General features: G+C 68.4%; 20 protein-coding genes and 1 pseudogene. 11 read left to right on the plus strand and 10 right to left on the minus strand.

Features of this window, described 5'->3' with window-relative positions; all coding sequences use genetic code 11:
- Positions 1-33 precede the first annotated feature (33 nt).
- The 3 genes from glgB to glgX form a co-directional block, all read right to left on the minus strand.
- Entirely contained in the window at positions 34-2,238 is a 2,205-nt protein-coding gene (gene glgB, locus QFZ53_RS11900; protein ID WP_307296636.1) for a 1,4-alpha-glucan branching protein GlgB, read from the minus strand.
- Complete coding sequence (locus tag QFZ53_RS11905) at positions 2,235-4,307, minus strand: alpha-1,4-glucan--maltose-1-phosphate maltosyltransferase (protein ID WP_307296640.1); 2,073 nt, start codon at positions 4,305-4,307, stop codon at positions 2,235-2,237. The genes glgB and QFZ53_RS11905 overlap by 4 nt, the downstream gene beginning before the upstream one ends.
- Positions 4,308-4,372: 65 nt before the next feature.
- Positions 4,373-6,445, minus strand: a complete 2,073-nt coding sequence (gene glgX, locus QFZ53_RS11910; protein ID WP_292908910.1) for a glycogen debranching protein GlgX — start codon at positions 6,443-6,445, stop codon at positions 4,373-4,375.
- Positions 6,446-6,536: 91 nt separating this feature from the next.
- On the opposite strand from glgX, the gene QFZ53_RS11915 reads away from it, so the two are divergent.
- From QFZ53_RS11915 to ligA, 3 genes are read left to right on the plus strand one after another with little or no spacing between them, the layout of a single operon-like run.
- Positions 6,537-7,712: a cysteine desulfurase family protein gene (locus tag QFZ53_RS11915; protein WP_307296643.1), complete on the plus strand. Its 1,176-nt coding sequence runs from the start codon at positions 6,537-6,539 to the stop codon at positions 7,710-7,712.
- A gap of 9 nt (positions 7,713-7,721) precedes the next feature.
- Positions 7,722-8,819, plus strand: a complete 1,098-nt coding sequence (gene mnmA / locus QFZ53_RS11920) for a tRNA 2-thiouridine(34) synthase MnmA (RefSeq protein ID WP_307296644.1) — start codon at positions 7,722-7,724, stop codon at positions 8,817-8,819.
- Between the two features lie 58 nt (positions 8,820-8,877).
- Positions 8,878-11,199, plus strand: a complete 2,322-nt coding sequence (gene ligA / locus QFZ53_RS11925) for an NAD-dependent DNA ligase LigA (RefSeq protein WP_307296646.1) — start codon at positions 8,878-8,880, stop codon at positions 11,197-11,199.
- 4 nt (positions 11,200-11,203) lie between these two features.
- Here the strand turns inward: ligA and QFZ53_RS11930 are convergent, their stop codons facing one another.
- The 4 genes and pseudogenes from QFZ53_RS11930 to QFZ53_RS11945 all read right to left on the minus strand — a co-directional run bounded on the left by QFZ53_RS11930 (position 11,204) and on the right by QFZ53_RS11945 (position 15,725).
- Positions 11,204-11,494 (minus strand): acylphosphatase, encoded by a 291-nt coding sequence (locus QFZ53_RS11930; RefSeq protein ID WP_307296647.1) that lies wholly within the window; start codon positions 11,492-11,494, stop codon positions 11,204-11,206.
- Positions 11,491-12,045, minus strand: a complete 555-nt coding sequence (locus QFZ53_RS11935) for a GNAT family N-acetyltransferase (protein WP_307296648.1) — start codon at positions 12,043-12,045, stop codon at positions 11,491-11,493. Before QFZ53_RS11935 ends, QFZ53_RS11930 begins: the two co-directional genes overlap by 4 nt.
- A 112-nt stretch (positions 12,046-12,157) precedes the next feature.
- Positions 12,158-13,978 carry a DEAD/DEAH box helicase gene (locus QFZ53_RS11940; protein ID WP_307296650.1) on the minus strand — a complete coding sequence of 607 codons (1,821 nt, stop codon included), beginning with the start codon at positions 13,976-13,978 and terminating at the stop codon, positions 12,158-12,160.
- A 45-nt stretch (positions 13,979-14,023) separates the two neighbouring features.
- Positions 14,024-15,725 (minus strand): annotated as a pseudogene (locus QFZ53_RS11945) (long-chain-fatty-acid--CoA ligase).
- Between the two features lie 66 nt (positions 15,726-15,791).
- Between QFZ53_RS11945 and gatC the strand changes: the two are divergent.
- The 6 genes from gatC (at position 15,792) to QFZ53_RS11975 (ending at position 21,401) form a co-directional block, all read left to right on the plus strand.
- The gene (gatC, locus tag QFZ53_RS11950) at positions 15,792-16,091 is read left to right on the plus strand and encodes an Asp-tRNA(Asn)/Glu-tRNA(Gln) amidotransferase subunit GatC (RefSeq protein WP_292908894.1); all 300 of its coding nucleotides are present in this window, start codon (positions 15,792-15,794) and stop codon (positions 16,089-16,091) included.
- Complete coding sequence (gene gatA, locus QFZ53_RS11955; RefSeq protein ID WP_307296654.1) at positions 16,088-17,605, plus strand: Asp-tRNA(Asn)/Glu-tRNA(Gln) amidotransferase subunit GatA; 1,518 nt, start codon at positions 16,088-16,090, stop codon at positions 17,603-17,605. The genes gatC and gatA overlap by 4 nt, the downstream gene beginning before the upstream one ends.
- On the plus strand, positions 17,605-19,119 hold the full coding sequence (gene gatB / locus QFZ53_RS11960; RefSeq protein WP_292908890.1) for an Asp-tRNA(Asn)/Glu-tRNA(Gln) amidotransferase subunit GatB: 1,515 nt from the start codon (positions 17,605-17,607) through the stop codon (positions 19,117-19,119). The genes gatA and gatB overlap by 1 nt, the downstream gene beginning before the upstream one ends.
- 93 nt (positions 19,120-19,212) lie before the next feature.
- Positions 19,213-20,469: a DNA polymerase IV gene (gene dinB / locus QFZ53_RS11965; RefSeq protein ID WP_307296656.1), complete on the plus strand. Its 1,257-nt coding sequence runs from the start codon at positions 19,213-19,215 to the stop codon at positions 20,467-20,469.
- Between the two features lie 37 nt (positions 20,470-20,506).
- Positions 20,507-20,836 carry a hypothetical protein gene (locus QFZ53_RS11970; RefSeq protein WP_292908886.1) on the plus strand — a complete coding sequence of 110 codons (330 nt, stop codon included), beginning with the start codon at positions 20,507-20,509 and terminating at the stop codon, positions 20,834-20,836.
- Complete coding sequence (locus QFZ53_RS11975) at positions 20,820-21,401, plus strand: hypothetical protein (RefSeq protein ID WP_307296660.1); 582 nt, start codon at positions 20,820-20,822, stop codon at positions 21,399-21,401. Before QFZ53_RS11970 ends, QFZ53_RS11975 begins: the two co-directional genes overlap by 17 nt.
- Positions 21,402-21,408: 7 nt before the next feature.
- On the opposite strand, the gene QFZ53_RS11980 is transcribed toward QFZ53_RS11975, so the two are convergent.
- From QFZ53_RS11980 to QFZ53_RS11990, 3 genes are read right to left on the minus strand one after another with little or no spacing between them, the layout of a single operon-like run.
- Positions 21,409-21,903, minus strand: a complete 495-nt coding sequence (locus QFZ53_RS11980) for a DUF2017 family protein (RefSeq protein ID WP_307296661.1) — start codon at positions 21,901-21,903, stop codon at positions 21,409-21,411.
- Complete coding sequence (clpS, locus tag QFZ53_RS11985) at positions 21,900-22,196, minus strand: ATP-dependent Clp protease adapter ClpS (RefSeq protein ID WP_307296663.1); 297 nt, start codon at positions 22,194-22,196, stop codon at positions 21,900-21,902. The genes QFZ53_RS11980 and clpS overlap by 4 nt, the downstream gene beginning before the upstream one ends.
- Positions 22,193-22,540 (minus strand): metallopeptidase family protein, encoded by a 348-nt coding sequence (locus QFZ53_RS11990; RefSeq protein WP_373426328.1) that lies wholly within the window; start codon positions 22,538-22,540, stop codon positions 22,193-22,195. Before QFZ53_RS11990 ends, clpS begins: the two co-directional genes overlap by 4 nt.
- Positions 22,541-22,640: 100 nt before the next feature.
- Between QFZ53_RS11990 and QFZ53_RS11995 the strand changes: the two genes are divergently transcribed.
- Positions 22,641-24,158, plus strand: coding sequence for a glycosyltransferase family 39 protein (locus QFZ53_RS11995; protein WP_307296667.1), 1,518 nt, complete (start codon positions 22,641-22,643; stop codon positions 24,156-24,158).
- On the plus strand, positions 24,155-24,913 hold the full coding sequence (locus tag QFZ53_RS12000) for a polyprenol monophosphomannose synthase (protein ID WP_307296669.1): 759 nt from the start codon (positions 24,155-24,157) through the stop codon (positions 24,911-24,913). The genes QFZ53_RS11995 and QFZ53_RS12000 overlap by 4 nt, the downstream gene beginning before the upstream one ends.
- Positions 24,914-24,917: the final 4 nt, after the last annotated feature.

Below are 24,917 nucleotides of genomic sequence, written 5' to 3' on the forward strand. Positions count from 1 at the left end.
CACCCGGGAACAGGTCGATGAGCCGGTGACGCGTCAACCGTGATTGATCGTGGGAACGTGCGGCTCGCCCTGGAAGCGCAGCCAGATCGTGGAGAGGGCGGGGAGTGTGATCGTCGCCGTCGGCGCGGCGTCTCCATCGCTCGTCGCCACGACCATCCCCAGGTTGCCTGATCCACGGCCGCCGAAGTCGGCGGCATCCGTGTTGAGGATCTCGTTCCAGACCCCCTCACGGGGAAGCTCGAGACGGTAGCCACCGCGCTCCACGCCCGCGAAGTTGCTCACCACGACGAGGCGTCCGCCGTGGCTGTCGCGTCGTTCGAATGCGACCACCGTCGGGTCCCACGTGGGCGCGCCGATGCGTGAGAACGACGAGCCGTCGTTGTCACGCTCCCACAGCGGAGACTGTGCGCGATACGTGCGGTTGAGAGCGCCGACAAAGCCCTGCAACTGCGCGTGCGACGGCTGGTCGAGCAGCCACCAGTCCAGTTCGCGGGACTCGGACCATTCCGCGAGCTGTCCGAACTCCTGCCCCATGAACAGCAGCTTCTTGCCGGGGTGCCCCCACATGTAGCCGAGGTAGGCTCGCATGTTCGCGAGCTTGTGCCAGTGGTCTCCCGGCATCTTCGCGAGCAGGCTGCCCTTGCCGTGCACGACCTCGTCGTGGCTGATCGGCAGCATGTAGTTCTCGCCGAAGGCGTAGACGAACGAGAACGTCATCTCGCCTTCGTGGTGTGCGCGGTACATGGGATCGCGCTCGATGTACTGGAGCGAGTCGTTCATCCACCCCATGTTCCACTTGAATCCGAAGCCGAGACCGGCGTGGTCAGTCGGAGCCGTGACACCGGGGAAGGCCGTGGACTCCTCGGCGATCATCAGCACGCCCGGGTGCAGGCGATACGCCGTTGCGTTGACCTCTTGCAGGAATCGGATCGCTTCGAGGTTCTCACGGCCGCCGTGAACGTTCGGCGCCCACTGACCTTCCTTCCGGGAGTAGTCGAGGTAGAGCATCGAGGCGACGGCATCCACTCGCAGCCCGTCGACGTGGAACTCGCTCATCCAGAACAGGGCGTTCGCGACGAGGAAGCCGCGCACCTCGTTGCGGCCGTAGTCGAAGATCAGCGTGCCCCAGTCCTGGTGCTCGCCGCGCCGGGGATCCGGATGCTCGTACAGCGGCTGACCGTCGAAGCGCGCAAGCGCGAAGGCGTCCTTGGGGAAGTGCCCGGGCACCCAGTCCATGATCACGCCGATACCCGCCTGGTGCAGCCGGTCGATCAGGTAGCGCAGGTCATCGGGGGAGCCGAAGCGACTCGTCGCGGCGTAGTAACCGGACACCTGATAGCCCCATGAGCCGCCGAACGGATGCTCGGCCAGCGGCATGAACTCCACATGGGTGAAACCGGCGTTCGTGACGTGCTCGATGAGCGGGTCGGCGGCCTCTCGGTAGCCCAGCCCGCCACGCCACGATCCGAGATGCACCTCGTAGACCGAGAGGGGCTGAGCGACGGCATGGGTTGCGGCGCGACGCGTCATCCACGCCCCATCCGACCACCGGTACCGGGATTCGGTGACGACCGAGGCTGTGGCCGGCGGCACCTGCGCCTCCTGCGCCATCGGATCGGCCTTGAAGATCCAGTCGCCGGCCCTCGTGCGGATCTCGTACTTGTACTGGGCGCCGACTGCGACGCCGGGCACGAAGAGCTCCCAGATGCCGCTCACGCCCATCGAGCGCATGGCGTGGGACTCACCGTTCCAGCCGTTGAACTCGCCCACCACGCGGACGGCCGTGGCGTTAGGAGCCCACACGGCGAACGCCGCGCCGCTGTCGCCGTCGATGGTCCGCGGGTGGGATCCCAGGACCTCCCACAGCCGCTCGTGCCGCCCCTCGGCGATCAGATGGAGATCCAGGTCGCCGAGCGTCGGCAGGTGGCGATACGGATCGCCGACGATGGTCTCCGGGTCCTCGCCGTAGGCGGTGGCCACACGATAGGCCACGGGGGAGCCGTCGTGCTGGCCTTCCCAGATGCCGTGGGCGATGTGCGCGAGCTCTAGCCGGGTGCCGTCGGCGAAGACCGCCGCGACCGAAGACGCGAGGGGGCGGCGGGCGCGGATCAGAGTGACCGTGCGATCGGTGGCGTCGAGGTACGGGTGCGAACCCAGCACGGAGTGGGGATCATGGTGCGACGCTCCTGCGACGGCTGCCCAGTCTGCGGATGCCGTGACGTCTTCGACGTAGCTCATGCTCGGTCCCTCACCTTCAAGATGTGCACCGGCTCGGAGAACGAGTCCAGGCGCACGTAGTTGTGGTCTGCCCAAGTCCAGACAGCACCAGTGACGAGGTCTTCGACCTCGAAGCTCTCCCCGAGCGGCACGCCCCACACGGTCGTGTCGAGGTGCACGGTGGTCTCGCGCACCGAGTGCGGGTCGACGTTGGCGACGACGATGATGGTGTCGGGGCGGCCCGTGCCCGTGAACGCGGCGTCGAGGTGCTTGCTGTACACCAGCACGGCATCGTCGTCGCTCCAGTGCGTCGAGAGATTGCGCAGCTGGTGGAGCGCCGGGTGGTCACGGCGGATGCCGTTGAGGCGCCGCAGAAGGGGAGCGAGCGAGTCTCCTGCGGCCTCGGCTGCGTCCCAGTCACGCACCTTGTACTCGTACTTCTCGTTGTCGATGTTCTCCTCGGACCCGGGCCGCGCCACGTTCTCGAAGAGCTCGTACCCCGCGTACACGCCGTACACGGGCGCAGCGGTGGCCGCGATGCACGCGCGGATCTTGTACGCCGCTCTGCCGCCGAACTGCAGATACTCCGTGAGGATGTCGTGCGTGTTGACAAACAGGTTCGGACGCATGAAGTCGCTGGTGTCGTGAGACACCGCAGTGAGGAACTCCTCGAGCTCGCTCTTGGTGTTGCGCCACGTGAAGTAGCTGTAGCTCTGCTGGAAGCCGACCGCGGCGAGCGCCTGCATGACGGCGGGCCGAGTGAAAGCCTCGGCGAGGAAGATCACATCCGGGTCGCTCGCGTTCACCGTGGCGATCAGCCACTCCCAGAACTGCAGCGGCTTGGTGTGCGGATTGTCGACACGGAAGATCTTGACGCCCTGCCCCACCCAGTGCATCACGACGCGGAGCATCTCCTGGTAGATGCCCTCGGGGTCGTTGTCGAAGTTCAGGGGGTAGATGTCCTGGTACTTCTTGGGCGGATTCTCGGCGTACGCGATCGTCCCGTCGGGAAGCGTCGTGAACCACTCGGGATGCTCGGCGACCCAGGGGTGATCGGGCGAGGCCTGCAGGGCGAGGTCGAGCGCCACCTCGAGACCCTCGGTGCGTGCGGCGCGGACGAAGGCGCGGAAGTCGGCGGGGGTGCCGAGATCCGGATGGATCGCGTCGTGCCCTCCTTCGGCCGAGCCGATCGCATACGGCGAACCGGGATCGTCGGGCCCCGCGGTGAGGGTGTTGTTGCGGCCCTTGCGGTTGGTGGTGCCGATCGGGTGGATCGGGACGAGGTAGATGACGTCGAATCCCATGCCGGCCACTCCGGGGAGGCGCTTGGCCGCTGTGCGGAACGTTCCCGACTTGATCGACCCGTCTTTCAGCCGCTTGGCACCTTCGGAACGCGGGAAGAACTCGTACCAGGCGCCGACGCCCGCGGCGGCCCGCTCGACCAGAAGAGACTGAGGGTTCCCGGCGGAGCGCAGCGTCGTGAGGGGACGATCGTGGAAGATCTGCGCCAGCCCGGCATCCGTCGACACCGCCAGAGTCACGTCGCCGACGCCGTCGGCGAGGGAGTCGGCCGTGGCCTTGAGCAGCTTGCGCTGCGCCGCGGGACGATCCTTCTCCGCCGCGGCGCGCAGGAGCAGCTCGCGTCCGAGAGCGGCCATGACGGGGACGTCGACGCCGGCGGCGACTTTGAGCTCGGCCGCGTGCGCCCAGGTGGCGAAGTCGTCGGAGAACGCCTCGAACGCGAACGTCCACGCGCCCTGCGCATCGACGGCCAGCTCGACCGCCCATCGATCGGTGCCGTCGGCGAGCGGCCGCAGCCGATGCAGGGACTCCTCGCCGTCGGGCGACGTCAGACGCAGCTGCACCCCGATGATGTCGTGCCCCTCGCGGAACGCGACGACGCTGAAGGGCACCACCTCGCCCACGAACGCCTTCGGTGGGAAGCCGCCCGGCACACGGGGTGTCCCGTTCACGAGCGGGATGCGCGTCGTGCGGAGATCCTCGCCGTCAGAACGGGCGCCGAGCGGGCGCAGAGGGATCTGGGCGGGGCTCCGAAGAACCGGGGTCCGGGTGTTCGCACGTGCTGCCACACTGCGAATGTACCGTTACCCGACCACCCACGGTAGCCGAGTGACCGGGCGCGTCGCGTGCCTTCTCACTCCACGCGGAAGAGGCGCATGGACGTGCCGGGAATCGGCAGCACATCCCCGGGAGCGAACTCCTCGCCGGTGTCGGACGGCCGCTCGTCAGCGCTCGACCAGAGGGTCACGAAGCGGGTCGCTCCCTCGATCTCCTCGGGCAGCCGCACGTCGATCGGCGCCTCCGTGCCGTGCACGATCAGCAGGATGCGGTTGGCGGGTTCCTTGTCAGGAGTCGACGCGGCGACGTACTGGATCGTGCGGTTGCCGGGATCGGTCCACTGCTCGCTCTCCATCGTCTCGCCGTTCTGGTCGAACCAGTCCATGACCGAGGCGTTGGGGATGTGCTCGCCCAGGCGGGCGTACTTGCTGGGGCGCAGCGCGGGGTTGTCCGTGCGCAGACGGATCAGCTTCGAGACATGCGCACGCAGATCCTCCTGCCAGGGCTCGTCGTCCCAGCCGAGCCAGGTCATCGCGGTGTCCTGCGCATAGGCGTTGTTGTTGCCACGCTGCGAGCGGCCCACCTCGTCGCCCGCGGTGAGCATCGGGATGCCGGCCGAGAGCAGCAGAGTGCCCAGGAGGTTGCGCATGGCCTTCCGGCGAGCCGCCAGGATCGCCGGGTCGTCGGTCGGCCCCTCGATGCCGTGGTTGAACGAGCGGTTCATGTCGGCGCCGTCGCGGTTGTGCTCGCCGTTCGCCTCGTTGTGCTTGACGTCGTACGAGACGAGGTCGTGCATCGTGAAGCCGTCATGCGCGGTGACGAAATTCACGCTCGCGAGGGGTCCGCGCTCATCGGAGAACGTGTTCGACGAGCCCGCGAGTCGTGTCGCGAATCCGCCGATGCCGACGGGCGCGGAAGCCCGACGCGCGTAGTCGATGTCGCTGAGCCAGAAGTTGCGGACACGATCGCGGTAGCGGTCGTTCCACTCGTGCCAGCCGCTCGGGAAGTTGCCCGTCTGCCAGCCGCCGAGCCCGACATCCCACGGCTCGGCGATGAGCTTGGTGTCCTTCAGGATCGGATCGTTCGAGATCGCGGTGAGCAGCGGATGCTCGGGCGTGTAGGTGTGTGCAGCATCTCGCGCGATCGCCGTCGCGAGGTCGAAGCGGAACCCGTCGATCTGCATCTCCTGCGCCCAGTAGCGCAGAGAGTCGAGCACGAGGCGGGCACCGGCGTCCGTCGACGTGTTCAGGGTGTTGCCGCACCCCGTCGTGTCGATGTAGGCGCCGCTCGCGTCCTGCCGGTAGTAGCTCGCGTTGTCGATCCCGCGCATGCTCCAGCGGGGACCGCCGAGCCCCTCTTCCGCCGTGTGGTTGTAGACCACGTCGAGGATGACCTCGAGTCCTGCCTCGTGCAGCAGGCGCACCATGCCCTTGAACTCGGCGAGCACCGCCTCAGGGCCGCCCTTGCGGGATTCCTCCGTGGCGTAGGCGTTGTGCGGGGTGAAGAAGTTCAGCGTGTTGTAGCCCCAGTAGTTCGTCAGACCGCGTTCGAGCAGGCGAGGCTCGGGGACGAACGCGTGCACGGGAAGCAGCTCGATCGAGGTGATGCCGAGCGAGTGGAAGTAGCCGATCATCGCCGGATGGGCGAGACCCGCGTACGTGCCGTGCAGGGCCGGCGGCACGTCGGGCTGCCGTTTGGTGAGGCCCTTCAGATGTCCTTCGTAGATCACCGTCTTGTCGAGCGGCACCTGGGGCTTGCGCGAATCGCCCCAGTCGAAGCCGTCGACGATGACCACAGAGCGCCATTCTTCGTATCCGTCGCCCTGCGCGAGTCCTCGCGCGTAGGGGTCGAGCAGGAGCGTCTCCGGGTTGAAGGTGTTGCCGGGGCCGTGCGGGCCGCCGACCCGCAGCGCGTACCTCACGCCGGGCTGGAGCAGGGGCGTGGTGACCTCCCAGACACCGCCGGGCAGCCGTTCGAGATCGGCCTGGTCGGTGACCCAGTCGAGGTCGGTCGCGTCGAACACCACGAGTTCGACGGAAGAGGCGTTCTGCGACCAGACGCGCAGGGTTCCGACGCCGTCGTGCAGACGGACGCCGAGGTTGTCGAGTGCAGTACCGCCGGGCACGGTGATGTCTCGGTTCGCGGGCATGAGTACACATTAGGGGGTGCGCCCGGGTGTCACGGCTCGGTGCACTCAGTTCCGTGTGCCGGGGGCGCGAAAATAGGGGAGAGTTGTAGGGATGCGCCACTACCTCGACCATGCCGCCACGTCTCCGCTGCGCCCGGAGGCGCGTGAGGCGTGGCTGCACGCGTCCGAGATCGTCGGAAACGCCTCGTCGACGCATGGAGCAGGGCAGGACGCGAGGAGACTCCTGGAGGAATCGCGTGAGCGCGTCGCTGCGGCGCTGGGGTGCGAGCCGATCGAGGTGGTGTTCACGTCTGGGGGCACCGAGGCGATCAACTTCTCGCTCCAGGGCATGTGGGCCGCGAGGCCCGCAGGCGCAGACGCGATCGTGATGCCGGATGCCGAGCACCACGCGACGATGGACACGGTTGCCGTTCTCGTGGCCCGAGGGGCGGTGCTGCGCCCGGTCAGGGTGTCGCAGGAGGCGCGGGTGCCCGTGGTCGATTTCGCCGCCGCGCTGCCCGGTGCCGCTCTCGCCACGGCGCTCATGGCCAACAACGAGTCGGGCACCGTGAACGACGGCGTCGCGCTGTCTCTCGCGGCTGCGGAGGCGCACGTACCGCTGCACCTCGATGCGGTGGCCGCCCTCGGCCATCTGCCTGTGTCGTTCTCCGCACTGCGCGGGCACGCTCCGGACGGAGCCGGTCTCGTGGCGCTCAGCGTCGCCGGTCACAAGATCAGCGCTCCTGTCGGTGTAGGAGCGGCGGTCGTGGCGCGCAGCGCGCGGATCGCTCCGCTGCTGCACGGCGGAGCACAGCAGCGGTCCCTTCGCGCCGGCACGCAGGACGTCGCAGGTGCAGCCGCTTTCGCGGTCGCGCTCGAACTCGCCGAGCAGGAGCGCGTATCCGAGGGGAGGCGACTGCGTGCTCTGCGCGATCGGCTCGTCGGCGGCATCCGCTCCCGCGTTCCCTCTGCGCAGCTCCTGGGCGACCCCGTCGACCGCCTGCCGGGCAACGCCCACATGCTCTTCCCCGGGGCGGTAGGGGAGAGTCTGCTCTTCCTCCTCGACATGGCGGAGATCGCGGCCTCCACCGGTTCGGCATGCCAGGCGGGCGTCGCAGAACCCTCGCACGTGGTGATGGCGATGGGGCGCAGTGAGCAGGATGCGCGCAGCGTGCTGCGCTTCTCCCTCGGGCGCACGACGGTGGACGCCGATGTCGACGCAGTGCTCGCGAGCATCGAAGACGCGTATCGGCGGGCATCCGGCCCGCGTTCATCCAGCCCCTCGTAGACTGGCTTCATGCGTATTCTTGCGGCCATGAGCGGGGGAGTGGACTCCGCCGTCGCCGCCGCGCGTGCGGTCGAGGCCGGACACGACGTGGTCGGAGTGCATCTGGCGCTGTCCAGAGCGGGCGGCACGCTGCGCACTGGCAGTCGCGGGTGCTGCACGATCGAGGATGCCCTCGACGCACGCCGCGCCGCCGACCTGCTGGGGATCCCCTTCTACGTATGGGACTTCTCCGAGCGCTTCCGCGACGACGTGATCGCCGACTTCGTGTCGGAGTACCAGGCCGGTCGCACACCCAACCCGTGCATGCGCTGCAACGAGAAGATCAAGTTCGCGGCACTCCTCGAGCGTGCCATCGAGCTCGGCTTCGACGCCGTCTGCACCGGCCACTACGCGAATCTCGTCTCGACCGAGACCGGTCTCGAGCTGCACCGCGCCGCAGATGACGCCAAGGACCAGTCGTACGTCCTGGGTGTGCTCACGGCCGAGCAGCTCGCGCACACCTACTTCCCGCTGGGATCCACGCCCTCGAAGGCCCTGGTTCGGGCGGAAGCGGCCGAGCGTGGATTGAGCGTGGCGCAGAAGCCGGACAGCCACGACATCTGCTTCATCCCCGACGGCGACACGCGCGGCTGGCTGGCCGAGAAGGTCGGCACCGCGACCGGAGACATCGTCGACCGCTCCGGTTCTGTCGTGGGCACCCACGAAGGCGCTCACGCGTTCACGGTGGGACAGCGTCGAGGACTCAAACTGGGAATCCCCGCATCCGACGGCAAGCCGCGGTTCGTGCTCGAGGTGCGCCCGGTGTCGAACACTGTCGTGGTGGGGCCCAAGGAGGCGCTTGCGATCGGCGAGATCTCGGGTGCGCGCTTCAGCTGGGCTGGCGCCGCTCCCGCCGCGACCGAGTTCGCCTGCGAGGTGCAGATCCGCGCCCATGCCGAGCCGGTTCCGGCGTCCGCCACCGTGACCGCCGACGGCGTCGTCGTCGTGCCGGACGTCCCCCTGGAAGGCGTCGCCACCGGACAGACCGCCGTGCTCTACGTCGGCACCCGCGTGCTCGGCCAGTTCACGATCGACCGCACGGTCTCGGCTGTTCCCGTCGACGCCTGAGTCTGCCTTCACATCCGCGGCACGGTGCGATGTCGGCGTGCGATCGTAGACTGAACGCGTGCCGGAGAACATCTCGCTGGAAGCCGCCCGAACCGAAGCCGAAGAGCTGACCACCCTCATCCTCGAGGCCAAGGACGCGTACTACGGTCGTGACACCTCGGTCGTCGACGACGCCACGTACGACGGGTGGATGCGCCGACTCGAAGAGCTCGAACGGCTGCACCCCGAGCTGCAGGGGCAGGATTCCCCGACGCAGATGGTCGGAGCGGCGCAGGCGACGGGGCTGGCGACCATCCAGCACGCCGAGCGGATGCTGAGCCTCGACAACGTGTTCTCGATCGACGAGCTGCGCGACTGGGCCGCGAAGACGCGCGCAGCCGCCGGCCGCCACGTGGACTGGCTGACCGAGCTGAAGATCGACGGCCTCGCGATCAACCTGCGCTACGAGAACGGTGTTCTCACGTCGGCGGCGACCCGTGGCGACGGACGCGTGGGCGAGATAGTCACCGAGAACGCGCTGCGCCTTCCGGAGATCCCCGCGCGGCTCTCCGGCGAAGGACATCCTGAGATCGTCGAGGTCCGTGGCGAGGTGTTCATCCCTGTGGCCGCTTTCGAGAAGCTGAACGCAGCGCAGGCGTCGTTCCGCGAACGAGCCTACGCAGACGCGCTCGCGCGCTGGGAGGCGCGCCCCGGCGTCAAGAAGCAGCCGTTCGACGAGGAGAAGGCCCGGACCGCCGCGGCCCGGCGCTTCCCGGCCTTCGCCAACCCTCGCAATGCCGCCAGCGGCGGGCTGCGTCAGCAGATCGACAAGAAGGAGGGGCTCGAGCTCGAGGCGGGCCTGCTGCGCATCGAGTCGCTCGCGTTGTACGTCCACGGCATCGGCGCGTGGCAGAATCCGCCGGTCGCCGCGCAGAGCGAGGTGTACGCACTGCTCGCCGAGTGGGGCCTCCCGACGAGCCCTCATTACAGGGTCTGCGCCGACATCGATGACGTCGTCGCGTTCGTCGAGTACTTCGGCGAGCACCGCCACTCCATCGAGCACGAGCTCGACGGGATTGTGGTGAAGGTCGACGAGCTCGAACTGCACGATGAGCTGGGCATGACGAGTCGTGCTCCGCGATGGGCGATCGCGTACAAGTACCCTCCTGAGGAGGTGCAGACGACACTCCTCGACATCGTGGTGTCGGTGGGACGCACCGGCAGGGCGACGCCGTTCGCGGTGATGGCGCCGGCGCATGTCGCGGGCTCGGTCGTGCGGCAGGCGACGCTGCACAACAAAGATGTCGTGAAAGCCAAGGGCGTGCTGATCGGCGACACCGTCGTACTGCGAAAGGCAGGCGATGTGATCCCCGAGGTCCTGGGGCCGGTCGTGGAGAAGCGCGATGGCACCGAGCGCGAGTTCGTGATGCCCGCCGACTGCCCCGAGTGCGGGACTCCGCTGCGCGCCATGAAGGAGGGGGACATCGACCTCCGGTGCCCGAACGCCCGCTCCTGCCCGGCGCAGGTGCGCGGACGCGTGGAGCACATCGGGTCGCGGGGTGCTCTCGACGTCGAAGCGCTCGGCGAGGTCACCGCAGCCGCCCTCACGCAGCCCACCTCGCCGGAGATCCCGCCGCTGGAGACCGAGGCAGGGCTGTTCTCGCTGACGATCGATCAGCTGGTGCCGATCGAGCTCGTCGTCAAGGACGCCGAGACCGGCCTTCCGAAGGAAGACGACGACGGCGTCGTGAAGACCCGCGCGCCGTTCCGTCGCAATCCGACCGCGGCCGAGCGCAAGCAGGGGCTCGAGGGTGCGCAGCCCTCGTCGCAGGCGATCACACTTCTCGCCGAACTCGAGAAGGCGAAGACGAAAGAGCTCTGGCGGCTTCTCGTCTCCCTCAACATCCGGCACGTGGGGCCCGTCGCCGCTCGGGCGCTCGCGCAGTGGTTCGGCTCGCTCGACGCCATCCGCTCGGCATCCCGCGATGAGCTCGCGGCCGTCGAAGGCGTCGGAGGGATCATCGCCGACTCGCTGCTGGCCTGGTTCGAGGTCGACTGGCATCAGGAGATCGTTCGGCAGTGGGCGGACGCCGGTGTGCAGTGGGCTACACCGGGCCACCCCGGCCCTGGCGCCGCGGTCGTCGAGGGCGGGGTGCTCGACGGGCTGACCGTCGTCGCGACCGGGTCTCTCGACGGTTACACGCGCGACGGCGCTCAGGAGGCCATCATCAAGGCAGGCGGCAAGGCCGCGTCGAGCGTGTCGAAGAAGACGGACTTCGTCGCCGCCGGCCCGGGCGCGGGTTCTAAGCTCGCGAAGGCCGAGGAGCTGGGCATCCGCGTGCTGGATGCTGCACAGTTCCACGTCCTGGTGACAGAGGGGCCCGACGCTCTCCCGGAGTGAATCGTCAGCTCGTCTGGCGGAATTCGAATCCAGAGGCGTCGCCGGGACTCGGCGCATCGATGCTCATGACCTCTACCGCGTCGACTCGCGCGGAGACGGGTCCGCGGCGCATCTCCACGAGAGTCGCCTCCACGTCGTCCGCGTCGCCGTGCAGTTCGGCCTCGACCGTACCGTCGCGGCGGTTGCGCACCCATCCGGACACGTGGTGGGCCTCCGCGGCGTCCCGCGTGAACCAGCGGTAGCCGACGCCCTGCACGTGCCCGCGCACGCGTACTCGTACTCGTGTCGACGTCATGCGGAACCGTCCGAGAGCCGTCGCGTGTGCCGAAGCTCGCGCAGATCCTTCGCGCCCCCGGCATCCGCGGTCTTCTCCGTGCCGTCGGCGATCCAGCCGTGGCGCTCGTAGAAGCGTGAGGCGCGCTGGTTGCCGTGCAGGACCCAGAGGAAGGCTTCATCGAAGCCGTCCTCCACGAGGCTCTCGGCCGCACGGGTTACGAGAGCGTGTCCGACACCGGTGGACCATGCCGCGGGATGCGCGTACAGGCCCGCGAGTTCGCCGAGCCCGGACGTTCCCTCGTCCCGTCCGGGGCCGAACGTGGCCCATCCGGTGATGACACCGTCGTCGTCGGCGACGAGCATCCGATGCACGGGCACGTCGTACCCGATCGGGGGAAGACCGGCCTCGGAACGGACGATCCAGCTCGCCCACATCTCCTGGCGCCCATCAACGCTCTGTGCGTCGAGCACCGCCTGATCGATCAGCCCTGCATAGGCGGCGCGCCAGGAGGCGACATGCACCTCGGCGACGCCTCGAGCGTCGTGGGGGACGGCGGGTCTGATGATCACCCTTCCACGCTAGCGGCGCTGCACGAGCGGTACGAGGGCGCGACACGCCGGACGCACATCGGGTGCCGCGGCTGGTCAGCCACGGCACCCGAGAAGAACCTCGTGCGCGGGGTCAGTCCTTGCGGCGGGGCTTGCGGAACGGCTTGTCCTCGCGGTCTTCGCGTGCCGGACGGTCGTCGCGATCGCCGTACGACGGACGGTCGCGGCGCTCGAAGCGGTCGCCGTCACGACGCGCGCCGCCGCGCGGGCCGCGATCGGGCTTGATCTCGATCAGACGCCCCGAGATGCGGGTGTCGCGGAGCTTCTCGAGAACCGAAGCGTCCATGTTCGACGGCAGCTCGACCGTCGAGAAGTCCGGGCGGATGTTGATCACGCCGAAGTCGTCACGTCCGAGGCCGCCCTCGTTCGCGAGGGCGCCGACGATCTGACGCGGCTCCACGCGGTGGCGGCGACCGACCTCGATGCGGTAGGCGGTGTAGTCCCCGCGTCCCCGTCGCTCAGTGCGCGGCTCACGGTCGGAACGCGGTGCGCGTTCGCGCTGCGGCCGGTTGTCGGCCTCGACCGCCCGCGAGAGCGCGTCGTTCGACGGGTCGAGCAGCAGCGGGGTGTCGCCCTGGGCGACCACGGCGAGGGCTGCGGCCACATCGGACTCGGGCACGTCGTTGTTGCGCACGTAGTGGGCGATGATGTCGCGGAAGGCCTCGATGCGGCCGGTCTCCGACAGTGCCGTCGTGATCGCGTCGTCGAAGCGCGCGAGGCGCGTGCTGTTCACGTCCTCCATGCTCGGCAACTGCATCTGCGTCGGCTCCTGGCGGGTCGCGCGCTCGATCGACTTCAGCAGGTAGCGCTCGCGCGGGGTGATGAAGCTGATCGCATCGCCCTTGCGTCCGGCCCGGCCCGTGCGGCCGATGCGGTGCACGTACGACTCGGTGTCGGTGGGGATGTCGAAGTTGATGACGTGGCTGATCCGCTCCACGTCGAGGCCGCGGGCGGCGACGTCGGTGGCGACGAGGATGTCGAGCTTGCCGTCCTTGAGCTGGTTGACGCTGCGCTCGCGCTGAACCTGCGGCACGTCGCCGTTGATGGCGGCGGCGGAGTAGCCACGGGCGCGCAGCTTCTCGGCGAGCGTCTCGGTCTCGTTCTTCGTGCGGACGAAGACGATCATGCCGTCGAAGTTCTCCACCTCGAGGATGCGCGTCAAGGCGTCGACCTTCTGCGCGTACGACACGACCAGGTAGCGCTGCGTGATGTTCGTTCCGGTCGCGGTCTTGGACTTGATGCTGATCTCTTCCGGATCGCGCAGGTACTTCTGCGCGAGACGGCGGATCTGCGGAGGCATGGTGGCGGAGAACAGGGCGACCTGCTTCTCCGCGGGCGTCTGGGCCAGGATCTGCTCGACGTCCTCGGCGAAGCCCATCTTCAGCATCTCGTCGGCTTCGTCGAGCACGAGGTACTGCAGCTCGGAGAGGTCGAGCGTGCCCTTCGCGAGGTGGTCCATGATGCGACCGGGGGTGCCGACGACCACGTGCACGCCGCGGCGCAGCGCGGAGAGCTGGACACCGTAGCCCTGGCCGCCGTAGACGGGCAGCACGTGCACGCCCTTCATCTTCGAGGCGTACGATTCGAACGCCTCGCAGACCTGCAGCGCGAGCTCGCGGGTCGGGGCGAGCACGAGCGCCTGCGGGGTCTTCTGCGCGATGTCCAGTCGCTCGAGCACGGGCAGCGCGAACGCGGCCGTCTTCCCGGTTCCGGTCTGCGCCATGCCGACGACGTCGCGCCCGGCCAGCAGGGTGGGGATCGTGGCGGCCTGGATGGGCGAGGGGGTCTCGTAGCCGAGGTCTTTGATGGCTTTGAGGACGGGCCCGGTGATGCCGAGCTCCTCGAATCCGGGGGTCTCGGGGGCGTCAGTGGGCACAGCGTCTTCTTCAGTCACTGACCAAGGCTAGCGTGATCGCGCCCGTCGCACCTGGGCGCGGGGTCAGGATCCGCTCGTGAGGGCCAGCAGCTTGTCCTTGACCTGACGGCGGAGGACTTTGCCGATCAGTGATTTCGGGAGATCGTCGACCACGAAGATGCGCCGCGGCACTTTGTAAGGAGTGAGGATGCTGCGGGCGAACTCGCGGATCGCCTCGACGTCGACGTCCTGTCCGCCGTCCACGACGATGGCCGCCACGACCTCTTCGCCGGAGTGATCGCTCGGAAGGCCGATCACGGCAGCGTCGGACACCTGCGGATGCTGGCGCAGCGCGTTCTCGACCTCGGTCGGTGCCACGTTGAAGCCGCCGGTGATGATGAGCTCCTTGATGCGGTCGACGATGCGCACGAAGCCGCCGTCGTCGACCGTGACGATGTCGCCGGTGCGGAACCAGCCGTCCACGAACACCGCCTCGGTCTCCTCGGGCTTCCCGTAGTAGCCGCCGAACACCTGAGGTCCGCGGACGAGGAGTTCCCCTGCCGAGCCTGCAGGCACGTCGACGGCCGGATTCTCCGGATCCACCACTCGGCACTCCGTCCCCGGAAGGGGGAGGCCGACGGTGCCGGGAACGCGGTTGTCCGCCACCGGGTTCGCCATGAGCACCGGCGAGCATTCGCTGAGACCGTATCCCTCGACCAGATACCCGTGCGTGGCCTTCTCGAACGGCACCACGAGATCGTGGGGCAGGGCCATCGCTCCCGATATGGCGACCTCGACGCCCTCCAGCGAGACTCCCTGCGCGTTCGCGGCGGCGAGGAGGCGGTCGGCGATCGGCGGAACCAGGGGGAGGAAGGTGGCGGGATGCTTCTTCATGACGTCGAGCACGAGATCGGGGTCGAACTTCGGGAACAGCACCAGGCGGGCGCCCATCGACATCGCGAAGGTCAGGCACAGCGTCAGTCCGTAGGCGTGGAACATCGGCAGCACCGCGTAGACGACGCAGCCTTTGCCGCGCTGGATCGACGGCACCCAGGCTCGGGCCTGCGCCGCGTTCGCGAGCAGGTTGCGGTGGGTGAGCGACGCGCCCTTGGGAGTCCCGGTGGTGCCGGACGTGTATTGGATGATCGCGAGGTCGTCGGTCTTCGGCTTCGGGTGCGAGGCGGGCAGGGGAGCGCTCCGCACCAGGTTCTCCCACGTCACCGTGCCGCGGACGTTCGTGGTGAGCGCCGCGCGGGACTCGCGCGCCTTCGCCACGGGCAGGCGCAGCGCGACGCGAGTGAGGAAGGGGCATCGCACGCGTGACGTCGACCGAGATCAGATTCGAGACCGCCAGATCGGCGGGGAACTCCTGAATGGTCGGAACGACCTTGTTCCACACGATCGCGTGCTTCGCGCCGTGGTCCTCGAACTGCTTGCGCAGCTCCCTCGGGGTGTACAGCGGGTTGTGCTCCACCACCACGGCGCCCAGGCGCAGTACCGCGTAGAAGGCGACGATGTGCTGCGGGCAGTTCGGAAGCACGATCGCGACGGGATCTCCGGTCTTGACACCGAGATCCCGAAGACCCGCGGCGGCCCGGTCGATCGCGTCCTGGAGCGCCGCATAACCGGTCTCGCGACCGAAGAACTGCAGGGCCGGGGCATCCGGGTATTCCCGTGCCGACGCCGCGACGATGTCGATCAGCGACCCGTCGACAGGAGCGAGATCTTCCGGGACCCCGGCGGCGTAGCTGGAGACCCAAGGGCGAGGAGGCTGGAACGTGCTCACGAGTTACACCCTACGGCGGTCGATGCCGTGCGATGGTGAAGGACGGCCGCCAAGTAGACTGGCCGGGTGTCTGAAATCACCCCTGATCTTGTGCGCCATCTCGGCGTGCTCGCGCGCATCCAGCTGAACGACGACGAGGTGACGCGGCTCACGGGCCAGCTCGACGCCATCGTCGACAACATCGCCAAGGTGTCCGAGGTCGCCACTGCCGACATCGTCGCCACGAGCCACCCGATCCCGCTGAGCAACGTGTTCCGGCCCGACGAGGTCGGGCACACCCTCACTCACGAGCAGGTGCTCCAGAACGCGCCCGATCAGGCCGACGGCCGGTTCCGCGTGACCGCGATCCTGGGAGAAGAGCAGTGAGCGACATCATCCGTCTGACCGCGGCCGAGCTCGCCGACAAGCTGGCCTCCCGCGAGGTCTCCAGCGTCGAGGCCACGCAGGCGCATCTCGACCGCATCGCCGCCGTGGACGGCGACATCCACGCCTTCCTGCACGTCAACGAGGGCGCTCTCGCGGCGGCCGCCGATGTCGACGCCCGCCGCGCCGCGGGTGAGCAGCTCGGTCCGATCGCCGGCGTTCCGCTCGCGATCAAGGACGTCCTGGTCACAACCGACCAGCCGACCACGAGCGGCTCACGGATCCTCGAGGGATACCGATCGCCCTACGATGCGACCGTCGTCGCCCGCTCTCGCGCCGCGGGTCTCATCCCGCTCGGGAAGACGAACATGGACGAGTTCGCGATGGGCTCTTCCACTGAGCACTCCGCTTACGGTCCGACCCGCAACCCGTGGGATCTCGACCGCATCCCGGGCGGCTCGGGCGGCGGCTCGGCCGCTGCTGTCGCCGCGTTCGAGGCGCCTCTCGCCCTCGGCTCGGACACGGGCGGATCGATCCGTCAGCCGGCGCACGTCACCGGCACCGTCGGCGTGAAGCCGACATACGGCGGCGTGAGCCGCTACGGCGCGATCGCTCTGGCGTCGAGTCTCGATCAGGTCGGTCCCGTCACACGTACGGTGCTCGACTCGGGTCTGCTGCACGATGTGATCGGCGGGCACGATCCGCAGGACTCCACGTCGCTGACCGACGCCTGGCCGTCGTTCGCCGATGCCGCCCGTGAGGGCGCGCGCGGAGATGTGCTGAAGGGGCTGAAGGTCGGCGTGATCCGCGAGCTCCCCGACAGCGGGTTCCAGCCCGGTGTCGCGGCGTCCTTCCGCGCGTCACTGGCTCTGCTCGAAGCACACGGCGCTGAGCTCGTCGAGATCGGAGCCCCGCACTTCGAGTACGGCGTCGCGGCCTACTACCTGATCCTTCCCGCCGAGGCGTCCAGCAATCTGGCGAAGTTCGACTCTGTGCGCTTCGGACTGCGCATCACGCCCGACGGCAGCCCCACCGTCGAGGACGTCATGTCCGCCACGCGCGACGCGGGCTTCGGCGACGAGGTCAAGCGCCGCATCATCCTCGGCACCTACGCCCTGTCGGCCGGCTACTACGACGCCTACTACGGCAGTGCGCAGAAGGTCCGCACGCTGATCCAGCAGGACTTCGCCGCCGCCTTCGCCGACGTCGACGTGATCGCGACGCCGACCGCTCCCACCACCGCGTTCAAGCTGGGGGAACAGCTGGACGACCCGCTGCAGATGTACCTGAACGATTTCACCACGATCCCGGCGAACCTCGCGGGTGTGCCCGGCATCTCGATCCCGAGCGGACTCTCCGAAGACGACGGGCTGCCCGTCGGCATCCAGTTCCTCGCCCCCGCCCGTGAGGACGCACGTCTGTACCGCGTCGGCGCGGCCCTCGAGGCTCTGCTCCTCGACTCGTGGGGAGCCCCGCTCCTCACCCGAGCACCCCAGCTGAACGGAGGGAACCGCTGATGGCCACGGCGAAGCTGATGGACTTCGACAAGGCGCTCGAGATGTTCGAGCCGGTGCTCGGTTTCGAGGTGCACGTCGAGCTCAACACGAACACGAAGATGTTCTCGGGTGCTCCGAACCCGGCGAACGAGGCGTATCACGCGGCCGAGCCGAACACGCTCATCGCCCCGGTCGATCTGGGCCTGCCGGGTTCTCTGCCCGTCGTGAACGCGACCGCGATCCGCTCGTCGATCAGCCTGGGCCTCGCTCTGGGCTGCTCGATCGCAGAATCGAGCCGGTTCGCGCGCAAGAACTACTTCTACCCGGATCTCGGCAAGAACTATCAGATCTCGCAGTACGACGAGCCCATCGCGTACGAGGGATCCGTCGAAGTCGAGCTCGAAGACGGCACCATCGTGCAGATCCCGATCGAGCGCGCGCACATGGAAGAGGACGCCGGCAAGCTGACTCACATGGGCGGTGCGACCGGTCGCATCCAGGGCGCCGAGTACTCGCTCGTCGACTACAACCGCGCAGGCGTTCCGCTGGTCGAGATCGTCACGAAGACGATCTTCGGCACCGAGCACCGCGCCCCCGAGGTCGCGAAGGCGTACGTGCAGACGATCCGCGACATCGTGCGCAGCCTCGGCATCTCCGAGGCGCGTCTCGAGCGCGGCAACCTGCGCTGCGACGCGAACGTGTCGCTGCGCCCGCGCGGCCAGGAGAAGCTGGGCACGCGCACGGAGACGAAGAACGTCAACTCGATGCGCTCGGTCGAGCGCGCCGTCCGGTACGAGATCCAGCGTCAGGCGCAGATCCTCGCCGACGGCGGAACCATCACGCAGGAGACCCGCCACTGGCACGAGGACACCGGCACGACCTCGCCGGGTCGCCCGAAGTCGGACGCCGACGACTACCGCTATTTCCCCGAGCCCGACCTGCTTCCGGTGCGTCCGGCGCCCGAGCTGATCGAGGAGCTGCGCGCCGCGCTCCCTGAGCAGCCGGTGGCTCGTCGCCGTCGGCTGATGGCCGAGTGGGGCTTCACCGACCTCGAGTTCCAGGATGTCCGCAACGGGGGTCTGCTCGAGGTGGTCGAGTCGACGATCGCCGCCGGAGCCGCACCCGCCGCTGCGCGCAAGTGGTGGACCGGTGAGATCACCCGTCTCGCGAACTCTCAGGAGAAAGACGCGGCCGAGCTGGTCAGCCCCGAGAACGTCGCCGCTCTGCAGAAGCTCGTCGATGCGGGCACTCTGACCGACAAGCTCGCACGTCAGGTCCTCGAGGGCGTCATCGCGGGCGAAGGCACTCCGCAGGAGGTCGTCGACGGTCGCGGTCTCGCCGTGGTCTCGGATGACGGCGCCCTGATCGCGGCGATCGATGACGCGTTCGCTGCCCAGCCCGACGTCCTCGCCAAGATCAAGGACGGCAAGGTCCAGGCAGCCGGCGCAGTGATCGGCGCAGTCATGAAGGCGATGAAGGGTCAGGCGGATGCCGCGCGCGTGCGCGAGCTGATCCTGGAGCGCGCCGCGCAGTAGCGCTCGCATCTCAAGAGGTCCCGCACCGCCGCAGGCCGTGCGGGACCTCTTCGTATCAGGCGCAGTGTCGGTGGCGCGGGGGAGAATGAGTGCATGGGACACGGTGACGGATCGGGGCGGCTCGTCTCTCTCGCCGACGCCGACGACTCGGGCACCCGTATCCTGCACGTCGATATGGATGCGTTCTACGCGGGGGTCGAGGTGCTCGACGACCCGAGTCTGCGCGGCCTTCCGTTGATCATCGGTGCGCCGGACGGCCGATCGGTCGTCTCCAGTGCTTCGTACGAGGCTCGGCGCTACGGCGTGCACGCGGCGATGCCCGTCGCGCAGGCGATCCGCCTGTGCCCCTCGGCGCGCATCGTGATGCCGCATTTCCATCGCTACCAAGAGGTCTCGCGCCAGGTGATGGCGATCTTCGAGTCCATCACACCGCTGGTCGAACCGCTGTCGGTGGACGAGGCGTTCCTCGATGTGCAGGGCGTGCGCCGGCTCTGGGGGAGTCCCGCGCGGATCGCGCGGATCATCAGAGAGCGCGTCAGAGACGAGGTCGGCATCACGTGCAGCGTCGGTGTGGCCGCGACCAAGCACGTCGCCAAGATGGCGTCGACGATCGCGAAACCCGACGGGATGCTCGTGGTGGCGGCATCCGACACCCTCGACTTCCTCGCTCCCCGGCCCGTCAGGGCCATGTGGGGGGTGGGCCCGAAGGCTGCGGAGTCGCTGGAGTCGCGCGGCATCCGCACGATTCTCGACATCAGGGAGTCGTCTCAAGACATGCTCGATCGTGCCGTCGGGCCCGCCCTCGGCGCGCGCATCGCGCAGCTGGCCCGCGGGCAGGACGCCCGCGCGGTCGACACGGAGCGCGTCGAGAAGAGCGTCGGTCATGAGGAGACGTTCGACGTCGACATCACCGACCGGGTGTTCCTGCGCTCCGAGCTGCTGAGACTCGCCGACCGCGTGGCTGCCAGGCTCCGTCGTGCGGGGTGGGAAGCCGGGACGGTCGCGATCAAAGTGCGATTCGACGACTTCCGCACAGTGAACCGGTCGCAGACCCTCGCCGAGCCCACAGCCGTAGGGCAGCGCATCGGCGAAGCCGCGCAGACGCTTTTCGAGCAGATCGCGAGCAGGGATCCTGTGCGCCTGGTCGGCGTGCGCGCCGAGAAGCTGAGACCAGCCGGAGGCGGCGGCATCGCGCTCTGGGATGACGACGAGGACTGGCGCAAGGTCGAGGGCGCTGTCGACACGGCTGTGGCGCGCTTCGGCACGTCGACGATCACCAGGGCGCGGCACCTCGGCCGGGATGAGGGACGCGGCGCCGCCAGACATCCGAAGGCTCGCGGCCTGGATTGACCTCTCGCGCGGGCGCCTCCTGGGTTAGCGTGGACTCATGCCCAATATTGCACTTGAACTAGGGAAGAACGCCGGCTCGTTCGGCGTCAACAGCGCCTACGGGGCGACCCAGACGGTCGACGGGGCGGAGTTCACGCCCGTCGCCCTGACGTGGACCGGCTTCGGTGGCGGGTCCGGCGGAGCCGACGGCACCGAAGGCGAGGGCGGAGGCGGCGGAGGCGTCGCGATCCCGCTGGGCGTGTACATCCGCCGCGAGGAGGGGCTCCGCTTCGAGCCGAACCTCGTCTCGCTGCTCGCTGTCGCCATCCCGTTCGTGTGGGTCGCCGGTCGCGGGATCAGCCGCATCATCCGTGCACTCAAGAAGTGACGATCCTGTCGCCGTCGCGCTGGAGCGCGCGGCGACGCTGATCGATGCCGACGTGCGCGCGCTGGCGGCGGCTAATCCTGTCGTCCTGATCGACGGACGAAGCGGTGCAGGGAAGAGCTCTCTCGCCCGTCGGCTGGCCGATCGATGGCCGCTCGCCGGCCGCGTGCAGCTGATCGCCCTCGACTCGATCTATCCCGGCTGGGACGGATTGGATGCGGGCGTCGAACACGCGCTGGAACGGATCCTCAAACCTCACGGGCGCGGCTATCACAGCACCTGGCATCGTTGGGACTGGGAGCGCGGCGTTCAGGCGGAGAGCTTCGCCGTCAACCCCGCACTCGGAGTGATCGTCGAAGGCAGCGGCATCCTGACCCCGACGACGGCCGCGATCGCAGACATCGGCATCTGGGTGGAATCCGGGGAGGCAGGGCGCAAGGCCCGCGCGCTCGCCCGTGATGGCGACACCTATCGACCCCACTGGGACCGATGGGCGCAACAGGAGCTCCGGCACATCGAACGCGATGATCCGCGTTCGCTCGCGACCCGCGTCGTGACCGTGCCGTGAATCCGCTTCACACGCCCAGCTCTTCTGCGGCCTCGATCAGCAGCTCGAGGCGATAGCCCAGCCAGTCGTACACGCCGAACCGCGCGTCGACCGGATCGTGGTCCTCTTCGCTGTCGATTCCGAGGCGTGTCGCGATCACGAGCCGGATGGCGGTGAGCGTGCGCAGCCACGCGTCGATGTCTTCCACCGGAATGGCGACTTCGCGCTCCGCGAAGGCATCGTCATCGGACATCCCGGCGAGATCATCCTCGATCGAGGCGAGAGCGGCACTCACGGTCGCGGCATCCGCGTCGCGCCGGCCGAGCAGGTCCGCCTCCGTGGCTGTGCGGAACTCACGTGCGGCCTCGACGTCGTTCGGATACGGGCTGGGCGTCAGCCGTGCGAGTGCAGGATCGGCGAGATCCCGATCAGCGCCGATGAGATCGCGGAAGTCCTGGACCAGTCGATGCAGCTGCAGTTCCTCTGCGGGAGCGATCTGCACCCGCACGAGGTCGGCGGTCACTGCGGCACCTTCCGCACCGTCGCCCAGAGTCCGAAGTCATGCATGGCTTGGGCGTGCACCTCCATGGTCTCGCGCGGTCCGGTCGCCACTATCGCGTGTCCGTCGTGGTGCACCGCGAGCATGAGCTGCGTCGCGCGGTCGTGCGAATAGCCGAAGTAGGTGCGGAACACGCGCACGACGTAGCTCATGAGATTCACGGGGTCGTTCCACACCACCACCTGCCAGGGTTCTCCGGGCGCGGCGCTCAGGCCGAGCTCCTCGTCGACATCCGGCGTGCTCAGCGGCGTGCTCATGCCCACCCCATCTCGTGCAGCTGCTCGTCGTCGATTCCGTAGAAGTGCGCGATCTCGTGGACCAGTGTGGTGTGCACCTCCTCGCGGAGCTCCTCCTCGGAGTCGCACTCGGACAGGTGGGGTTCGCGGTAGATCACGATGCGATCCGGAAGCTCGCCCATGCCGTACCCGCCGCGCTCTGTGAGCGCGAGACCGTCATAGAGGCCGAGAAGATCCAGGCTTCCGTCCTCCGGCCGATCCTCGACCACGAACACGACGTTGTCGAGACCGTCCACCATGTCGTCCGGCAGCCGGTCGAGCTCGGCGATCACGAGTTCCTCGAAGCTCTCCGCATCCATCTCCATCATCGTCCAGCCTATTGCCGTCGGCGATCATGTGAGTTCTCTCATGATTCGATGCCGCTTCTCCGGGCTGACGGCGAAGTACGCGGAGAAGGCTGTCTGCATGGTCACTCTGGATCGTCCGGTCGTCGTCAGACGCGGTGCCGGGCCGGCGCCGCGTCCGACGAGGCGAGCATCCCTGTGGATCGGGTTGGCAGCAGGGCTCGTGGCCTACGTGGGAGCGGGCGTCCCCTCTTACTGGGGCGATGAGGCGGCCAGCGTGCTGTCGGCGCAGCGGTCGTGGGAAAGCCTCACGGCAGAGCTCAGCACAGTCGACGCGGTGCACGGTCTGTACTACGCCCTGCTTCATGTGTGGATAGACCTCTTCGGCAGCAGCGAATGGTCGACACGGGCGCCCAGCGCAATCGGGATCGGATTCCTGGCCGCGGGGGTCGTCGTCCTCGGCCGACGCTGGTACGACGCCCGCACGGCGATCCTCGCAGGCGTGCTCATCCCGCTGATCCCGCGCGCCGGCGTGCTCGCGGTGGAGGCGCGCGGCTACGCCCTCGCCGCTGCCGCCGCCGTGTGGGTCACCGTCCTGTTCGTGCACACCGTCGATCGCGGATCCGGTCGTGTGATCTGGGTGCTGTACGGCGCGGCAGTGGCGGCGGGCGGCACCCTGTTCCTCTATCTGCTGCTGATGCCGATGGTGCACGCCGCGTGGCTGTTCACGTGGCGCGCGTTCCATGGCCGCGTCGCTCGGCGCTGGATCGGATCGATGCTGATCGCTGTGGTTCTCGCAGCCCCGATCATCCTGGCGGCGTCGACCCAGCGGGGGCAGGTGGCCTTTCTCGCGCATCGCGGCTACATGTCGCCCCGCGGCTGGTTCGTGACGCCGTGGTTCGCGCATCCAGCCCCTGCGGCCCTTCTCCTTCCTCTTCTCCTGATCGGCGTGCTCGTCGTGGTGCGGCGCCGCCGCTCCATCCCGGGTGCGCTGCCGACGCTGGTCTGGCTGCTGGCCCCGGCCGCCGTGCTCGTGGTCCTCGACGTCTTCGTGTCGCCCACGTACAACCCGCGATATCTCTCGATCAGTCTGGGTGCTGTCGCGCTCCTCATCTCCTCCGGGGCGTGGGCGCTCGTCGATGTCGCGCAGCGGCTCGGCGTCCGGGGAGGTGCGCTGGCAGGGGCATCTCTCATCGCGATCAGCGCCGTGGTCCTGGTACCCGAGTTCGTGCACCAGCGCACTCAGTTCGCGAAGGACGGCGGGGCGGACGGACGTGCTGTGGCGGCGGAGGTCGCCGCACGGAGCGATCCCGGCGACACGATCCTCTTCGGCACCGGCACCCGTCCATCCCGAGCGCCGAGGTTGATCTACCGCCTCTATCCGGAAGCCTTCGCCGGACTCGAGGATCCGCAGCTGATCACTCCCGCCGAGCAGACCGATGGCCTGTGGGATCGCATGGATGTCGTCTCCGACACCGCGCCCACGTTGGACGACGGCACCGTCTGGCTGCTCGAGACCGGTTCCTCCGGTTCGGCCGAGGACGACATCGCCGCTCTGCTGCGGGCCGGATTCACCCAGGTCTCCCGCACAGACGTCCATCGCACCATCGTCTACGAGTTCCAGAAGGGAACATCATGATCGCGCGCACCGTCGTGGTTCTGCCTACCTACAACGAGATCGAGACCCTGCCGGAAGTGGTCGGGCGACTGCGGAGCAGCGTTCCCACGGCCGACATCCTCGTCGTCGACGACGCGTCTCCCGACGGCACGGGTGAACTCGCCGACCTGCTGAGTTCCCGCATCCCGCAGGTGCACGTCCTACACCGTGCGGAGAAACAGGGGCTCGGGCCCGCATACATCGCCGGTTTCGCAGAGGCGGCGGCATCGGGTTACGAGGTGATCGTGCAGTCTGATGCCGACGGCTCGCACCGTCCGGAGGACCTTCCTCGCATGCTCGACGCCTTGACCGGCGCCGATGTGGTGATCGGCTCGCGGTGGATGCCTGGCGGAACGGTGGAGAGGTGGTCGCCCGGTCGTCTCCTCCTCTCGCGAGCGGGGAGTGCGTATGCGGGCGTGATGCTGCGGCTGCCGCAGAAGGACATCACGGGAGGCTACCGGGTCTTTCGGACCGAGGCTCTGGAACGGATCGTGCCGGTGCAGGTGGAGAGCAGGGGCTACTGCTTCCAGATCGAGATGCTCGATCGAGCGGTGCGGAGCGGATGCCGAGTGACGGAGGTGCCGATCACCTTCGACGACAGACTGCACGGGCAGTCGAAGATGTCGGGACGGATCGTGCTCGAGGCGCTCGGACAGGTCACCCGCTGGGGCATCGGCCGACGTTTCGGTTCTCGTCGGCAGGCGCAGACACTCCGGATCGAGGCCGCTCGTGTCTGAACGC

This window comes from Microbacterium natoriense, from assembly GCF_030816295.1.
In the GTDB taxonomy this organism is placed as follows: domain Bacteria; phylum Actinomycetota; class Actinomycetes; order Actinomycetales; family Microbacteriaceae; genus Microbacterium; species Microbacterium natoriense_A.

Coding starts and splice junctions, on each gene's coding strand:
- glgB (WP_307296636.1), bottom strand. CDS start 2,238: ATGAGCTACGTCGAAGACGTCACGGCATCCGCAGACTGGGCAGCCGTC.
- glgX (WP_292908910.1), bottom strand. CDS start 6,445: ATGCCCGCGAACCGAGACATCACCGTGCCCGGCGGTACTGCACTCGAC.
- QFZ53_RS11915 (WP_307296643.1), top strand. CDS start 6,537: ATGCGCCACTACCTCGACCATGCCGCCACGTCTCCGCTGCGCCCGGAG.
- mnmA (WP_307296644.1), top strand. CDS start 7,722: ATGCGTATTCTTGCGGCCATGAGCGGGGGAGTGGACTCCGCCGTCGCC.
- QFZ53_RS11930 (WP_307296647.1), bottom strand. CDS start 11,494: ATGACGTCGACACGAGTACGAGTACGCGTGCGCGGGCACGTGCAGGGC.
- gatB (WP_292908890.1), top strand. CDS start 17,605: ATGGCCACGGCGAAGCTGATGGACTTCGACAAGGCGCTCGAGATGTTC.
- dinB (WP_307296656.1), top strand. CDS start 19,213: ATGGGACACGGTGACGGATCGGGGCGGCTCGTCTCTCTCGCCGACGCC.
- QFZ53_RS11970 (WP_292908886.1), top strand. CDS start 20,507: ATGCCCAATATTGCACTTGAACTAGGGAAGAACGCCGGCTCGTTCGGC.
- clpS (WP_307296663.1), bottom strand. CDS start 22,196: ATGAGCACGCCGCTGAGCACGCCGGATGTCGACGAGGAGCTCGGCCTG.
- QFZ53_RS11990 (WP_373426328.1), bottom strand. CDS start 22,540: ATGGAGATGGATGCGGAGAGCTTCGAGGAACTCGTGATCGCCGAGCTC.
- QFZ53_RS11995 (WP_307296667.1), top strand. CDS start 22,641: ATGGTCACTCTGGATCGTCCGGTCGTCGTCAGACGCGGTGCCGGGCCG.
- QFZ53_RS12000 (WP_307296669.1), top strand. CDS start 24,155: ATGATCGCGCGCACCGTCGTGGTTCTGCCTACCTACAACGAGATCGAG.